Consider the following 15339-nt stretch of genomic DNA (forward strand, 5'->3'; position numbering starts at 1 on the left):
CGACCACGACGGCCGTCTTTTTGTTTACGCGTTCAACGTATCGAGGAACGAGCGGATTTGCATCTCCGTCTTGGCGTTCGCCGAGTGGAGGTGTTCTTGTTTGACGCCTTCTTGATAGAAAAGAAGTGAGGGGATGCCTCGGACTTCTTGCGCGTCCGACAGTTCAGGCAACTCGTCGCGGTCGACGACGTACCAGTTGAACTGCGGATAATCTTTGACTAGTTCGTCGACGTACATATCAAGACGACGGCAGTCGGGACACCATGATGTCGTAAAGATGACCATACCTTTATCTTGGATGGCCTCTTGGAATTGTTGATCAGATTGGATCGGTTTCATAAAATCTCTCCCTTCACATATATTGTCTGTGTATTCGCAACGGGCGTCAACCGATTGGCATTCTCGGTCGCATGGCAATATGTGATACACTTATAAAAATAGAACCGCAAGGGATAGGTGATGGTTATGGCGTTACGTCATGCACTACTCGGGTTATTGACCCATCAACCCGCTACCGGCTATGCCTTGAACGCGACGTTCAAAGCACAAATGATTCATTTTTGGCACGCCCATCATACACAGATTTATCGCGAACTGTTAAAGATGGAAGACGAGTCACTCGTCTCCTCTGAGCACGTCGCTCAACATGACTTACCGGATAAAAAGATTTATTCAATCACCGAGGCGGGACGTCAAGAGCTAATCGACTGGCTCCGGCAACCGACCTCGTACCAACCGAAGATGAAAGATGAGAACTTGCTGCGGGTCAGCCTCCTGCAACTACTCCCGCTCGACGAGGCGATCCGTTACGTCGAGGAGACGAAAGCGCATCATGAACAAGTCGCTCATCAGATTCGGGCGTTTCAAGCGGCGCACCAGTCCGAGGCTGACACGCTCGGTTATTTACTGACGAGCGAGTACGCCATCCGGATGATGGAAAATTACGCCGGTTGGGCTGATTGGGCCATCGAACAGATGAAACAGCGAGACAAACATGCGACCTGACGTTCAGGTCGCATGTTTTGTGTAGGGTTGGACCGGCAGCCGGGCCAACAGATCGTCGAGTTTGCGCGAATCGACGCCGCATTGATGAGCGGCGATCAAATCGTTCAATTGGTCGACCGAGGACGCGCCCGGTAGGACGACGGCACATGTCCGCTCCGCGGCTGCGAGGGCGTACGCTTGAATCGGTTCGGGAATCGTCGGCATCAAGTCGCGCAACTCCGCTTCAGTCCACGATTCAAAGCCCTTCTCCGACAAGCGGGCAGACCATCCGTCGGTCAGTATGCCTTTGGCGAGCGGACCGCGCCCGACGATCGGGAAGTCGAGTTCGAGCGTTTCGATGCGGCGGTCGAGCAGGGAGTACGGGGTCATCAAGACATCGAGTTCTCCGTGTTCGAGCCAGTAGCGGATGACGTTCGGGCGAATCGAGGACAGTCCGATTTGGCGGATGGCGCCAGCTTGTTTCTGTCGACGCATGAAATCGATTGTCGCGTCCAGGTCGTCTTCCATCGTGCCGCCATGAACGTAATATAAGTCCAAGTAATCCGTCTGTAAGCGTTCGAGAGAATCGTGTAGGGCCTGTTCTAAATAGGAGGGGGCTGGATTCCAACGCATTCCGTCCCCTGTCCATTGATTCCCGCCTTTACTGGTCAAAAACAGTTCGTTCCGACGTCCGGCGAACGTCGATCCGACGAGTTTTTCGACTTCGAAGTGGTCATAGACGTCGGCCGTATCAAAGTGGCGGATGCCAACCGCATAGGCGGCCTCTAAAATCTGTCGCGCTTCCGCCTCGCCATGTTTCAAAATCGACATAGTTCCTAATCCTAACTCTGCCATTGATAATTCCTCCTTGTTCCGTCTGTCAATATGAATCATAATTACAGTATATAGGAAAAGGTGAGGGGTACATACAATGGAAGAGAAAACGATTGAACGGGAAGTCATTTACGAAGGAAAGATCTTTAACGTGGAGAAGCACGTCGTGTCACTCCCGAACGGAGGGACGTCGGTCCGCGAGCTCGTCTATCACAACGGGGCCGTCGCCGTCCTCGTCGTCGATGAAGATGACCGCATCGTCCTCGTCGAGCAGTACCGGAAAGCGTTCGAATCGATGTCGCTCGAAATTCCGGCCGGAAAATTGGAAGTTGGTGAGGAGCCGCTTGCGAGCGCGAAGCGCGAGCTCGAAGAAGAGACCGGTTATACGGCCGAGAACCTTGAAAAAATCTTCTCGTTTTATGGGGCACCCGGCTTTTGTAGCGAACGGGTCGACGTCTACGTCGCACACGGCTTGACGGCCGGTGTGATGAACCTCGATGAAGACGAATTTTTACAAGTCCAACGCTTTACGTTCGAGGAGGCGGTCGACTTGTTAGCGAGCGGACGCATCACCGACGCGAAGACGATCATGGCGATTCAGTGGTGGCAATTATCTAAATTGAAATGATTCTAAACTAGAGTGACATATGTTACACTTACATAGGAATCATTTTAATTTGAAAAACCGGACGAACTTCGGTATGCTTTGAATAGTGAATTATGCTAAGAGGGGGCGCCTTATGGAAACGCGAATTGAACGGATCAAACAGCAATTGAGCGCCAAAGGATATAAATTGACACCGCAACGAGAATCAACTGTCCGAATTCTACTTGAGAATGAAACGGACCATTTGAGTGCGGAGAACGTGTTCATGCTCGTCAAAAGCATCGCACCGGAAATCGGGCTCGCGACCGTCTATCGGACGCTCGAGCTATTGACCGAGCTCGGTGTCGTCGACAAAGTCAACTTCGGTGACGGCGTCGCACGTTTCGACCTCAGACCAGAAGGCGCGAACCATTCGCACCATCATCTCGTCTGTGTCGAGTGCGGTTCAGTCGAAGAAATCATGGAAGACTTGCTCGTCGACGTTGAGAAGAAAGTCGAAAGCAAATACGAATTTTTAATCAAAGACCATCGCTTGACGTTTCACGGCATCTGTAAAGTGTGCCAAGCCAAAGGCGTCACGCTTGAGGGTCATAAAGCAGTCATCAACGGATAAAGCAAGACAGGCAGCCTCTTAAAGGCTGCCTGTCTTTTGTATGTCGTCACGTCGTCAAATAACGGGACAAGACGGTGGCGATGCCATCGTGATTGTTCGACAGCGTGATTTCGTTCGCAATAGCCTTGATGTCTTTGACGGCGTTGTCCATCGCGACCCCGATGCCGGCATACTCGATGATGGAGCGGTCGTTATGGCCGTCCCCGAACGCGATGACGTGCTCGCGGTCAATCCCAATCTCCCGGAACACGTGATCGAGTGCCCGGGCCTTGTCGATGCCGAGATCCGTGAACTCATAGTACATGGCTGCCGTGAACATGCCCGTCACGCGGTCCGTGAACGGTCCGGCGAGCAAGTCGGCATGGGCCTGTAGATAGTCCGGCTGTCCGGCGACGAGGATTTTATAGATCGGGAAGGTGATGGCGTCGGCGAGTCGCGGCTCTTCCCGCAATTGGAACCGTCCGCCGCGCGACTCATATTCGATGATATTGAACGGCTTACCATTTAACTCGAGCATGCCGCTGAAGACGTCATTGACGTACATATACGTCTCGTCATTGATCATCGGGATGACGTCGAATCCGGTCAAATGATCCAAGATGGCAATCGCGTCGTCCTGATCGATGGCCTGTTCGAACAGCGTCTCGTTCGTTCTGGCATCGGTCACACATGCCCCGTTCGAGGACACGAGGAGACCGCCATACTCGTGGAGTCGGAGCTCGTCGGCGAACGGTTCGATGCCCCGTTTCGGTCGGCCCGAGGCGAGGACGACTTTGACACCCTCGTCCTGCAAATCGAGGAGCGTCTGTTTCGTTTGGGGTGAGATGAGTTTTTGATCGTTCAATAGCGTTCCGTCGAGGTCTAATAAGATGGCTTTGATCATGGTGTCGTCTCCTTATATGGTCAATTCGAGTTTGTTTTGTTCTGGATCGAGGAAGACGCTCTCGTAATAGCCGTCCCCGGTCGTCCGCGGACCATCGACGAGTGGGTAGCCGTCGGCCTCGAGCCGTCGCGTCAACGTGTCGACCGCTGCTTTGCTGCCAAGCGCGAACGCGATATGTGCGTAGCCAACCGTTTCACGAGGTGTGCCTTGGATGTCCGGGCGGCGCATCAACTCGAGTCGGCACGTCGAATCAGGGAACGTCAGGAAATACGATTCGAACTGTTTCTGTTCGTTCGTATACTTGTCGTTCGCCGTTGCCCCGAGATACGTCTCATAAAAACGGCGCATCTGTTCAAGCTCGTTCACCCAGAGGGCGACGTGTTCGATCTTCATGTGGGTTCCTCCTTTGATTGTTGCTGCATGATGACATTCAAGCGTTCCGTGTTCAAGAGCATCCCGACCATGATCAAAACGGCCACGAGCGGAAATAGACCGAGCGATGTCTGGGACACGACGAGACCGAATAGCGGTGGCAGGAACGTGCTGCCCGTGTAGGCGAACGCCATCTGGAAGCCCATCAAGCGTTTGGCCCGTTCCGCACCGAACCGCTGCGGCGTCTCATGGAGCATGCTCGGATAAATCGGAGCTAGCCCGAGACCGATACAAATTAAGCCGATCAACATGGTTTCAGTCGTCGGAATGAGAAATACGAGGCTACCGATTAAGGCGAGGGTTTGCCCGAGTCGGATCATCTGTCGATTCGTGAAGCGGAATGACAGGAACCCGCTCAAGAAACGCCCGAGCGTGATGCTGCCGTAATAGATCGATACCCACGTCGCGGCCGTCGCGACCGAAAACTGTTTCATCTGGACGAGGTAACTGCTGGCCCACAGTCCGATGAGCGCTTCAATGCCGCAATAAAGCAGGAACGTGGCTAGTGCATACGAGACGCCTTTCGGCAGTTTTCGATCGAGCGCGGTCACGGCCGTCTCTTGTCGTTCGAGCGAGGAGGGTTCCGTTTTGACTTCGCGCTTCCAGAGCGGGAACGACAGGAGCAAGATGAAGGCGAGCGCGAACTGAATCAACGCGACAATCAAATAGCCATCGCGCCAACCGTTCTCCGTCAAGACGCCGGCCATGACGAGCGGTCCGCCCGTCGCTCCGACGCCCCAAAAACAATGGAGCCAGTTCATATGGTGCGCCTTATAGTTTTCCGCGACGTAATGGTTGAGCGCGGCATCGACCGCGCCGGCGCCAAGTCCGAGCGGAATCGATAGGACAAACAGCCAAATCAAGGACGGGGCCGCGTAAAAACCGAGCAGGCACAGAGCCGTCACGAGCCCGGAGCCGAATGTGACTTGTTTCGTATCGAACCGTTCGAGCAATCGGCCACTGAGCAGGCTCGATAAAATCGTCCCCGCGGCGATGGTCATAAAAATCCATCCGGCCATCGAAATCGGGGCGTTGAACTCGACGTGCATCAACGGCCAACCGACACCGAGCAAGGCGTCGGGCAGACCGAGACTGATAAAAGCGATGTAAATCACGGCCAATAATAAAAATCCTGTCATGGTACACCTCTTCAAATTGATTCAAGCATCAACCCGACGCAACGTCGAGCCAAGCCTGCAAAATAATCTTCCTCCCAGTTGCCAATCAATAGATCTGGCATGTGAGCCACCGGAATGTGACGCTGGCAAGCATGCCTGATTGCCTCCAACTCAGGATCGACGAGATCGACATCCGAAAAAATGATGGCGTTCGGATTCAGCGTCGCGGTGAACGTCGCGACAAGCCGACCGAGCGCATCGAAAGCGGAATCCGAAAGCGGGGCCGCTCGCTCGCTCTCCATCCGATTATGAAACGTCGAGTCGTCGTAAAGGGGTAAAAACGAGATTTCCCCGCTGAATCCCGTCTTGCCGCGGATGAGCTGTCCGTTGATGAGAATCCCGGCACCGGGTCCGTTCTTTCCTAAATAGATGTAGACGATAGATTGGTCACCGGCGAGTTCGTGCGTGTGTCCGTATCCATAGACGGCAGCGTTCATATCGTTCTCGATGACGGCAGGGCGATTGGAACGCGACTCGACCCAACTTTTCAAGTCGAGGTGTGCGAACGTCGGATAGTCCGGGGCGAAGATGACCGTCCCATCTGCGACGGCCGCTGCGACACCGATGGAGATCGCGCTCATATCGGGGGTTCGGTCCAACTGTCGGTCGAGCACCGAGCCGAGCGCACCGAGGTGGTCCCCGTTTAGAATCTCCTGCGTCCCGTCGTCGATCGTCGAACCGATGCTATCGATGACACGATAGCGGACGACCGACTTCTCGACGTATAGCGTCAATCCGTGCGTGAACCGCTCATTATAGATGTAACGTTTGGCTGGGCGACCACCGCGTGAATCCTCAAAACCTTGTTCAAACACTTCACCGGCCTCCATCAACTGCTCCAACTGCTTCTTGACGGTCGGAAAACTGAGCCGGGTCGCTTCTGAGATGGCGGCGATGGTCGAATGACCGGATAAGACGAGTTGACGTCTGACGGCGACCGTCAGATTAGTAATGGTCTGGTCCATGGACGACTCCTTTCAAACTTTTTAAATCATTTTAATAAGTCGACTTGAGTGTACCAAATCATGATGAGATTTGTAAGCCCTCAATCGAAATATATGCGTGAAAACCTCACCAATTCCTGTCACAAAAAAGCTTTAAAAAAAATGAGGTCAGACGTCTTCACAACGGTTTACATAAGTGATATGATGTAAGCGTATTCAGGTGTAGCGAGGAAGGAGGGGGATGTCATGCGTTCGCAAGTCGAGTCATTTTTGCAGTACATGACGGTTGAAAAACGAATGTCCACGAACACGAGACAAGCCTATGCGAGCGATTTGACCCAGTACTTATCGACACTCACCCAACTCGGGGTGACAGAATGGAATGAAGTCACACGGGCACACATCGTCAAACATATGGAAGAGTTATCGCAAGCCGGTCGGGCTGCTTCATCACTCCGACGGGCCGTCAGTTCGATTCGGACGTTCCATCATCATTTGAAGATGACAGGTGGTGCAACCACTGACCCGGCACTTTATTTGGAGACGCCGAAAGCGGAACGGCATCTGCCGGACACGTGGTCTCAAGATGAAGTTGAACGGTTGCTCGACAGTGTGCCGACGTCAGACCCGCTCGCGCTCCGTGATCGGGCCATGCTCGAACTGCTCTACGGCACGGGGATGCGCGTCAGCGAACTTCTTGGGCTCGATTTGGATGATTTACAGTTCGAATTGGGGTATCTACAGTGTGAAGGCAAAGGCGAGAGCGCCCGGATCATCCCGGTGTCATCGGTCGCCCAAGGTTTTGTCGAACGCTATATCCAACAGGCCCGCAACGGGCTCGGCGGTCGGGAGACCGAGGCGTTGTTCTTGAACGGGCGCGGCGGAAGGCTCAGCCGTCAAGGGTTCTGGAAGATGATCAAACGACGGGCCAAAGAGGCCGGTATCCAAAAAGAGATCACGCCACACGTGCTCCGTCATTCGTTTGCGACACACTTGCTCGAGAACGGGGCCGATCTTCGGGCCATCCAACAGATGCTCGGGCATGCTGACCTCTCCACGACTCAAATCTACACACATGTCAATAAGGCACGACTCCACGATGTCTATCGAAAACATCATCCGCGTGCGTAAAGACACTAAAGGAGGAACTTTTTGTGAAGAAATTTAAACGTATTTTCTTGGTCGTCATGGACTCGGTCGGGATTGGGGAAGCCCCAGATGCCGACCAGTTCGGAGACGTCGGTTCAGACACGCTCGGGCATATCGCTCGTGAACACGGTGGGTTGAACATGCCGAATATGGGCCGCCTCGGGCTGTCGAACATCAAGCCGATCGACGGCATCGAAGTGTCGACGACACCGAGCGCCTACGGTCGCATGGAAGAAATCTCGGCTGGGAAAGACACGATGACGGGCCACTGGGAGATCATGGGCCTTCATATCGATACGCCTTTCCGCGTGTTTGAGGAGTTCCCGGATGACCTAATCAATCGTCTCAAAGAGTTCAGTGGACGTGACATCATCGGCAATAAACCGGCATCAGGGACAGAGATCTTGGATGAACTCGGCGAAGAGCACGTCAAGACAGGTGCCTTGATCGTCTATACATCAGCTGACTCGGTACTCCAAATCGCGGCGCACGAAGAAGTCGTCCCGCTCGACGAGTTGTACCGCATCTGCGAATACGCCCGTGAAATCACGCGCGAAGACCCGTACATGCTCGGTCGCATTATCGCCCGTCCGTTCCTCGGAACACCTGGCGCTTGGGTCCGGACATCGAACCGCCACGACTACGCGCTCAAGCCGTTCGGCAAGACGGTCATGAACACGCTTGAGACAGCTGGGAAAGATGTCATCGCCCTCGGGAAAATCAGCGACATTTATGACGGCGAAGGCGTCACGAAAGCGATTCGGACGAAATCGAACATGGATGGGATGGACAAACTCGTCGAATCGCTCGATGAAGACTTCGAAGGACTCTGCTTCTTGAACCTCGTCGACTTTGACGCACTCTTCGGTCACCGCCGTGACCCAGAAGGCTATGCGATCGCGCTTGAAGAGTACGACGCCCGTCTGCCGGAAGTGATGGAGAAGTTGCGTGAAGACGACTTGCTCATCATCACGGCCGACCACGGGAACGACCCGACGGCACCAGGAACGGACCATACGCGTGAATATGTGCCGCTCATCGTCCATCATCACGGTTCGACAGCGGTCGACCTCGGCATCCGCGGAACGTTCGCCGATATCGGCGCCACAGTGGCCGATAACTTCGACGTCGATGCACCAGCACATGGAAAGAGTTTCTTAAACGAAATTTGAGGAGGCATTACTCATGGTAAATTGGAACGAAACAAAGGCATTTTTACAGGAACGCATGAACGGAACACCAGAAATCGGACTCATTCTTGGCTCAGGTCTCGGCGTCCTCGCGGATGAAATCGAGAACGCGGTGAAAATCCCTTATGAGGACATCCCGCACTTCCCGGTATCGACCGTCGAAGGTCACGCCGGCCAACTCGTCTTCGGGGACCTCGAAGGAAAACGCGTCGTCGCGATGCAAGGACGGTTCCACTTCTATGAAGGCTACTCAATGGAACAAGTGACGTTCCCGGTCCGCGTCCTCAAATTGATTGGTGTCGAGACGCTCATCGTCACGAATGCGGCCGGTGCTTGCAACGAGTCGTTCAACCCAGGGGACTTGATGATCATTACGGATCACATCAACTTCTTCGGTACGAGCCCTCTCATCGGTAAGAACGCGAGCGACTTCGGAACACGTTTCCCGGACATGTCAGAAGCGTACGATAAAGAGCTCGTCACATTGACGGAAGGCGTCGCCACAAAACTTGGACTTTCTGTTCAAAAAGGCGTCTACTTCGGGAACACGGGTCCGACATACGAGACACCGGCCGAAGTCAAGATGGCTCGCCTGCTCGGAGGCGACGTCGTCGGCATGTCGACGGTGCCTGAAGTCATCGTGGCCCGTCACTCAGATATGCGAGTGCTCGGCATCTCGTGCGTGTCGAACATGGCAGCCGGAATTTTAGATCAACCGCTCAACCATGAAGAAGTCATCGAGACGACAGAACGCGTCCGCCAAGACTTCCTTTCACTCGTACGCGGCACGATTCAAAGCATGTAACCACTACCCAACTAGGAGGACGAAACTTATGCGCATGGTCGATTTGATTTTGAAAAAACGTAACGGTGGCGAATTGAACGAAGAGGAGATTCGTTTCATCGTCGAAGGCTTCACGAACGAGACGATTCCTGATTATCAGATGTCAGCCCTTTCGATGGCGATTTACTTTAACGGCATGACAGAGAAAGAGACGGCGGCCCTGACGATGGAGATGGTCAAGTCTGGTGACGTCATCGATTTGTCGAACATCCAAGGTAAAAAAGTCGATAAACACTCGACTGGCGGCGTCGGTGACAAAATCAGCTTAATCGTCGCTCCGCTCGTCGCGTCAATCGGTATTCCGGTCGCGAAGATGAGTGGTCGTGGTCTCGGCCACACGGGCGGGACGATCGATAAGCTCGAATCGTTCCCTGGCTTCAACGTCGAGTTGACGGAAGAACAGTTCACGAAGCAAGTAAACGACATCAAGATGTCAATCATCGGTCAGACAGGCAACTTGACGCCTGCCGACAAACGTCTTTACGCACTCCGTGACGTGACAGCGACGGTCGATTCAATCCCGCTCATCGCGAGCTCGATCATGTCGAAGAAGATCGCGGCCGGTGCCGACAGCATCGTCCTTGACGTCAAGACGGGTTCAGGCGCGTTCATGAAGTCGTTCGACGACGCGAAAGCGCTCGCTGAAGAGATGGTCGCCATCGGTAAGAACGTCGGCCGTAAGACGGTCGCCGTCATCACGGATATGGACCAGCCGCTTGGTTTCGAAATCGGGAACGCCAATGAAGTGAAAGAAGCGATTGAAGTCCTCTCGGGCAAAGACGTGACCGACTTGAAGACGATTGCCCTCACGATTGCCGGCCATATGGCAGTACTCGGCGAGTTCTATCAGACGTTCGAGGAGGCGTATGCTGACCTTGAGAAACGGATGGCCGACGGTCATGCCCTCGAAGTGTTCCGTCAGTTCGTAGCGGCACAAGGTGGCGACGCGTCGCTCGTCGATGACTTGTCGAAACTTCCGCAAGCGAAGTATGAGACGACGTTCGTCGCGAAACAAGCGGGTTACGTCGAGTCGATTATCGCTGACGAAGTCGGTGTGGCAGCGATGCTCCTCGGCGCAGGTCGGGCGACAAAAGATGATCAGCTCGACTTCGCGGCCGGTATCACGCTCGAGAAGAAAGTCGGTGACAAGGTCGAGGCCGGTGACGTGATCGCCGTGCTCCGTTCGAATAAAGAAGACATGACATCTGCGCTCGAGCGGATGGACCACGCGTACACGATCGGTGCGACAGAGCCGACAGCGCGTCCACTCGTCCACGCCGTCATCCAGTAAGCGGCAAGTCAGAACGTCTGTTTCCACAAAATAGTGGAGACAGACGGTTTTTTTTGATAGAATGGGCAATGTGTGAGTGAGAATGACAATATGAACATAAAGGGGTAACTTTTCATGAAAAAAGGATCTATGAAATTAGAGAACGGCGAAATGATCGAATTCGACTTGTTCCACGATGCGGCACCAATCACGGTCGACAACTTCGAGGAGCTCGCGAACAGCGGCTTCTATAACGGTTTGACGTTCCACCGGGTCATCCCAGGTTTCGTCAGCCAAGGCGGCTGCCCAGACGGGACAGGCATGGGTGGTTCAGGCAAGACGATCCCATGTGAGACATCGACATCGTTCCCATACAAACATGAAGCGGGTTCGCTTTCAATGGCACACGCCGGACGCAACACGGGCTCGTCACAGTTCTTCATCGTCCATGAGCCACAACCACATCTCGACGGTGTCCACACGGTCTTCGGAAAAGTGACGTCTGGCCTTGAGCACGCGGTCAAACTTCGTCAAGGCACGAAGATGGCCGAAGTTAAAGTTTGGGACGAGAATTGATTTCTGCCTGAACGTTATGGCACAATGAGCCATGTCTCTCACGTGTTCACTTAGTGAAACATGAATGACTAAAGGTGGTGAAACCAGCAATGCTGGTGAAATACAAACAATCGTACGAAAAGACGGCGATGGGCTTGCTCGCGTTCTCATGTAGCGACAAATCTCCGCTCGCCTTGCTCGAACTCGTCCGATCCTACGAAGAAGACCCTGCCAAATTCCTCTATCTGTGGAGAGTCGGGGAAGACTTCGTCGGGATCATCGGGATGGAGCAACAAGAGACGACGATGTTCATCCATCATATCGCGCTGTCTCCGTCGTTCCGCGGCGAGAAGCGTTCTTACGAATTGCTCGATGAGACCCGGAACTTATTGCCACTCGACTTGACGCTTGTCGGTCAAGGCAAAACCGGTGACCTGCTCGATAAATGGAACCAAGTCGTCATTTAAAAAAAGCTAGGCTCAGCGCCTAGCTTTTTTACGTGCCTCGAGCGCCCGGAGCCGTTCGGTGACGACGGGTGTCCGGTCTCGATACATATGTTTATGGACGAGCTCGTCAAACGTCAAAGTGGTCGGTTCGAAGGCGGGCTTCAAACGCTCGATGCGTTGTCGTGTCGCTTCATTGAGCGGAAGCGCCTCCGGGAGCGGCCAACGCTGCAAGTCACGGGCAAACGTCGCGGTATCGATCCCGAGGGCTTCGAGTTCGGTCACGGCCAACGTGAGCTTCTGCTGTAACGCTGCGATACTCTTTTTTGCACCGGGCGTGTTACCGCGACGGGCATGGTAGTGGGCAACGGCGTATTGAATCAAGGCGGCGTAACCGAGATCCTCTCGCCCCCCGTCCTGCCATGCTTCTTCAAGCACTTCATGGCACTCGAAATAATCGGCATGACATTCAAATAAGAGCGTATACTGGATAAAAGGCGTCGACATCAAATTTCTCCTTTCGTGGTCACGGTACTACAAAACATGTTATACTAAAGCGCAAAAATGTAAATGGCAGGTGTCTCTATGGAAGCGTACAACGTCAAAATCGATACGTTCGAAGGCCCGCTTGACCTGTTGCTCCACTTGATCGGAAAAATGGAGCTCGACATCGCAGACATCTCTGTCTCCGAGGTCACGGATCAGTATGTCGCCTATATCCGGACGATGCAAAAATTTGAACTCGATGTGGCCAGTGAATATTTGGTCATGGCGGCGACGTTGCTCCAATTGAAGAGCAAGCAACTGTTGCCACCGGTTCCAGTTGAAGAAGATGACATTCCCGACTTTGGGGAAGAACCGACCCGAGAAGGGTTGATTCGACAGTTGATTGAATATAAGGCGTATAAAGAAGCGGTCGTATTCATGCGCGAGCAAGAAGAGTCTCGCCTCGAACTGTATAGCCGTCCCGGTGAGGATTTGACGCGCTACATGTCCGACCTCGTCCAGCCGTATGACGGTCCACTCAACTTTGCGGACTTATTGCACGCCTATTCGAAAATGGTCGAACGCAAGCGGTGGAAAGAGCGTCGCAAAAAGACGATCAAACGTGAAGAACGGACGCTTGAAGAACAGATGACACGGTTGCACGATCACGTCTCGGCAAAGCGGACAACATCGTTCTTCTCGTTTTTTGAGGAACGTCCCGATGTGTCGGACCTTGTCGTCACGTTCATGGCGCTACTCGAATTGATCAAGTTGCGCGTTGTTACGACCAAACAGGAAGAGCGAGACATTCAAATCTCGTTCGTCGAATCGTCAAAGGAAAGGGATGAAGCCGTTGCTGTCTTATGAAACGATTATTGAGAGTCTATTGTTCGTCGTCGGCGAAGAAGGAATGGAAGTGCGGGCCCTCGCGGACACGCTCGACATTTCGGAAGCCGCTGCCCGCGAACAGTTGAGCAAACTAGAAACATCGTTCAAAGATTCGGGTCGTCCGTTCCAACTGATTGAATCCGCGGGCGTGTATAAGCTCGTGACGATTCCTGAAGTGTCGGAGTACATTCAACGCTACGTCGGCACGATGGCCGAACAGGCGTTATCACGTGCCGCGATGGAGACGCTCGTCATCATCGCGTACAAGCAACCGGTCACCCGGGCCGATATCGAGGAAGTCCGGGGCGTCAAAGTCGAACGTGTCATCCATACGCTGTTGTCTAAAGGATTGATTGAAGCGGCCGGCCGGGCCAAGACGATCGGCCGGGCTAAGTTATACCGGACGACCGAACATTTCCTGGACCATTTTGGATTCAATTCACTCGATGAATTGCCCCCATTAACGTTTGAAGACGAGCTCTCGGACGAAGGCGATTTGTTCTTCGGCCAGCCGTCTGCGATTACGCAAGATAGATTGGAGAATGAATAAATGGAACGTTTACAAAAAGTGATTGCCCAAGCAGGTGTCGCCTCACGGCGTAAAGCCGAAGAAATGATTTTAGATGGACGGGTGCGCGTCAACGGGAAAGTCGTGCGCGAACTCGGTACGAAAGTCGGTCCAAAGTCTGAAGTCGAGGTCGACGGTGTGAAAATCGAACAAGAAGAGCATGTTTATTATGTGCTCTATAAGCCGAGCGGTTACGTCTCGACGGTCGAAGACGATAAAGGACGGAAAGTCATCACCGATCTCGTACCGCCTGGATCGCGTGTCTTCCCGGTCGGACGTCTCGACTATAACACGACGGGACTCATCATTTTAACGAATGACGGTGAGTTCTCGAACATGATGACCCACCCGAAGTTCAAGATCCCAAAACGTTATGTCGCGAAAGTGAAGAACATTCCTTCGTATATCGCGATCAAACAACTCGAGTCGGGTGTCGAACTCGATGACGGCTACAAGACGGGTAGCGCCCAAGTGAAGATGAAGACGGTCGACCATAAGAAAAACTCGGCCATCTTAGAAATCGTCATCTCGGAAGGCCATAACCGTCAAATCCGCCGCATGCTCGAAGCAGTCGGTTCAGAAGTCATCAAACTGAAACGCGAACAGTTCGGTTTCTTGACGCTCGACGGTCTCACGACGGGCGAATGGCGTGAACTGTCACGCAAGGAAGTATCGAAGCTACGTGAGCTTGCCAACCCGACGGTACCACCCGTACAACGAGGCAAGAAAAAGAAAAAATAACAACTAAAAAATCGTCCTGAGATAGGATGATTTTTTATTTTGTGGAGATTGTGTGACAAAAAGATGAAAAAAGTCTGTTAATGTGCGTTTTTGGTGTTTTTTCAGTACAATAACAACTGAAGGATGGTGTGAACTCATGACGAAAGAAACAAAGTCGGGTGATCGCATGAACCAGGCGATGGCCCATAAGAAAAAACGGTCATTTTGGCGGCTCATGATCATGACGATGGTCCTGTTCGCAGGAGCGGTCGTTATCATGCAATTATTTGAACAAGCCGGCAACGACGGACGTGTCGAGGCCGGTGACGATGCGCCGAACTTCAAGCTCGTCAGTCTTGACGGGACGACGATGGTCGAGCGTGACACATACGACGGTAAAGGGTTGCTCTTGAACTTCTGGGGCACATTCTGTGAACCGTGTGAGAAAGAGATGCCGGTCGTCCAGGACAACTATGCCGCACTCCAAGACATGGGCGTCGATTTTTGGGCGGTTAACGTCGGCGAGACACCGCTTCGAGTCGATAATTTCGTGAACGACCTAGGCGTCAAGCTCGACTATCCGATTTTGATGGACACGCGCAGCGAAGTCGAGAAGGCGTACGGGATTTATAACTTGCCGGTCACGTTCGTCATCGATGCCGACGGCAAAGTGATTGAAAAGTACGAAGGTGAACTCACGAAAGAGAAACTGATGGAGTTGGCCGAGAAGTCATTGTAAGCGAACGGGGGG

General features: G+C 53.2%; 20 protein-coding genes. 13 read left to right on the top strand and 7 right to left on the bottom strand.

Going from position 1 to position 15339, the window contains the following annotated elements:
• Positions 1-24: 24 nt before the first annotated feature.
• On the bottom strand, positions 25-339 hold the full coding sequence (locus KNP75_RS05685) for a thioredoxin family protein (protein WP_214707562.1): 315 nt from the start codon (positions 337-339) through the stop codon (positions 25-27).
• Between the two features lie 126 nt (positions 340-465).
• Between KNP75_RS05685 and KNP75_RS05690 the strand changes: the two genes are divergently transcribed.
• On the top strand, positions 466-1005 hold the full coding sequence (locus KNP75_RS05690) for a PadR family transcriptional regulator (protein ID WP_034777872.1): 540 nt from the start codon (positions 466-468) through the stop codon (positions 1003-1005).
• A gap of 3 nt (positions 1006-1008) precedes the next feature.
• Here KNP75_RS05690 and KNP75_RS05695 read toward each other — a convergent pair whose 3' ends face one another.
• Positions 1009-1839, bottom strand: coding sequence for an aldo/keto reductase (locus KNP75_RS05695; RefSeq protein WP_251128198.1), 831 nt, complete (start codon positions 1837-1839; stop codon positions 1009-1011).
• A 76-nt stretch (positions 1840-1915) separates the two neighbouring features.
• On the opposite strand from KNP75_RS05695, the gene KNP75_RS05700 reads away from it, so the two are divergent.
• Both KNP75_RS05700 and fur read left to right on the top strand, forming a co-directional pair.
• Positions 1916-2446 carry an NUDIX domain-containing protein gene (locus KNP75_RS05700; RefSeq protein ID WP_214712625.1) on the top strand — a complete coding sequence of 177 codons (531 nt, stop codon included), beginning with the start codon at positions 1916-1918 and terminating at the stop codon, positions 2444-2446.
• A gap of 112 nt (positions 2447-2558) precedes the next feature.
• Positions 2559-3038 carry a ferric iron uptake transcriptional regulator gene (gene fur, locus KNP75_RS05705; protein ID WP_016509373.1) on the top strand — a complete coding sequence of 160 codons (480 nt, stop codon included), beginning with the start codon at positions 2559-2561 and terminating at the stop codon, positions 3036-3038.
• Between the two features lie 46 nt (positions 3039-3084).
• On the opposite strand, the gene KNP75_RS05710 is transcribed toward fur, so the two are convergent.
• Genes KNP75_RS05710 through KNP75_RS05725 form a run of 4 tightly spaced genes read right to left on the bottom strand, consistent with a single transcriptional unit; the run spans position 3085 to position 6496 of the window.
• Complete coding sequence (locus KNP75_RS05710; RefSeq protein ID WP_215190010.1) at positions 3085-3921, bottom strand: Cof-type HAD-IIB family hydrolase; 837 nt, start codon at positions 3919-3921, stop codon at positions 3085-3087.
• 12 nt (positions 3922-3933) lie between these two features.
• Positions 3934-4314 (bottom strand): VOC family protein, encoded by a 381-nt coding sequence (locus KNP75_RS05715; protein WP_214797221.1) that lies wholly within the window; start codon positions 4312-4314, stop codon positions 3934-3936.
• Entirely contained in the window at positions 4311-5492 is a 1182-nt protein-coding gene (locus KNP75_RS05720; protein ID WP_215190011.1) for an MFS transporter, read from the bottom strand. The genes KNP75_RS05715 and KNP75_RS05720 overlap by 4 nt, the downstream gene beginning before the upstream one ends.
• A gap of 11 nt (positions 5493-5503) precedes the next feature.
• Positions 5504-6496 carry an ROK family transcriptional regulator gene (locus tag KNP75_RS05725; RefSeq protein ID WP_215190012.1) on the bottom strand — a complete coding sequence of 331 codons (993 nt, stop codon included), beginning with the start codon at positions 6494-6496 and terminating at the stop codon, positions 5504-5506.
• Between the two features lie 225 nt (positions 6497-6721).
• Here KNP75_RS05725 and xerD point away from each other — a divergent pair, with 225 nt between their 5' ends.
• The 6 genes from xerD to KNP75_RS05755 all read left to right on the top strand — a co-directional run bounded on the left by xerD (position 6722) and on the right by KNP75_RS05755 (position 11950).
• Positions 6722-7606, top strand: a complete 885-nt coding sequence (gene xerD, locus KNP75_RS05730; protein ID WP_034777856.1) for a site-specific tyrosine recombinase XerD — start codon at positions 6722-6724, stop codon at positions 7604-7606.
• Positions 7607-7629: 23 nt separating this feature from the next.
• Complete coding sequence (gene deoB / locus KNP75_RS05735; protein ID WP_215190013.1) at positions 7630-8796, top strand: phosphopentomutase; 1167 nt, start codon at positions 7630-7632, stop codon at positions 8794-8796.
• A gap of 13 nt (positions 8797-8809) precedes the next feature.
• Positions 8810-9619 carry a purine-nucleoside phosphorylase gene (locus KNP75_RS05740; RefSeq protein WP_034777854.1) on the top strand — a complete coding sequence of 270 codons (810 nt, stop codon included), beginning with the start codon at positions 8810-8812 and terminating at the stop codon, positions 9617-9619.
• 28 nt (positions 9620-9647) lie between these two features.
• On the top strand, positions 9648-10949 hold the full coding sequence (locus KNP75_RS05745; RefSeq protein WP_034777853.1) for a pyrimidine-nucleoside phosphorylase: 1302 nt from the start codon (positions 9648-9650) through the stop codon (positions 10947-10949).
• Between the two features lie 114 nt (positions 10950-11063).
• Positions 11064-11504 carry a peptidylprolyl isomerase gene (locus KNP75_RS05750; RefSeq protein ID WP_029334855.1) on the top strand — a complete coding sequence of 147 codons (441 nt, stop codon included), beginning with the start codon at positions 11064-11066 and terminating at the stop codon, positions 11502-11504.
• Positions 11505-11593: 89 nt separating this feature from the next.
• Positions 11594-11950, top strand: coding sequence for a GNAT family N-acetyltransferase (locus KNP75_RS05755; RefSeq protein ID WP_034777852.1), 357 nt, complete (start codon positions 11594-11596; stop codon positions 11948-11950).
• Positions 11951-11962: 12 nt separating this feature from the next.
• Here the strand turns inward: KNP75_RS05755 and KNP75_RS05760 are convergent, their stop codons facing one another.
• A complete protein-coding gene (locus KNP75_RS05760) occupies positions 11963-12433 on the bottom strand; it encodes a DUF309 domain-containing protein (protein WP_214753186.1) in 471 nt (156 codons plus the stop codon).
• Positions 12434-12511: 78 nt separating this feature from the next.
• Between KNP75_RS05760 and KNP75_RS05765 the strand changes: the two genes are divergently transcribed.
• The 4 genes from KNP75_RS05765 to KNP75_RS05780 all read left to right on the top strand — a co-directional run bounded on the left by KNP75_RS05765 (position 12512) and on the right by KNP75_RS05780 (position 15327).
• Positions 12512-13279 (top strand): segregation and condensation protein A, encoded by a 768-nt coding sequence (locus KNP75_RS05765; protein ID WP_029595324.1) that lies wholly within the window; start codon positions 12512-12514, stop codon positions 13277-13279.
• Positions 13257-13850, top strand: a complete 594-nt coding sequence (gene scpB, locus KNP75_RS05770; RefSeq protein WP_215190014.1) for an SMC-Scp complex subunit ScpB — start codon at positions 13257-13259, stop codon at positions 13848-13850. Before KNP75_RS05765 ends, scpB begins: the two co-directional genes overlap by 23 nt.
• A complete protein-coding gene (locus KNP75_RS05775) occupies positions 13851-14609 on the top strand; it encodes a pseudouridine synthase (RefSeq protein ID WP_029595326.1) in 759 nt (252 codons plus the stop codon).
• A gap of 136 nt (positions 14610-14745) precedes the next feature.
• Positions 14746-15327: a redoxin domain-containing protein gene (locus tag KNP75_RS05780; protein WP_034777847.1), complete on the top strand. Its 582-nt coding sequence runs from the start codon at positions 14746-14748 to the stop codon at positions 15325-15327.
• The last annotated feature ends 12 nt before the right edge of the window (positions 15328-15339 follow it).

This window comes from Exiguobacterium sp. s6 (assembly GCF_018618155.1).
GTDB lineage: Bacteria > Bacillota > Bacilli > Exiguobacteriales > Exiguobacteriaceae > Exiguobacterium > Exiguobacterium mexicanum_A.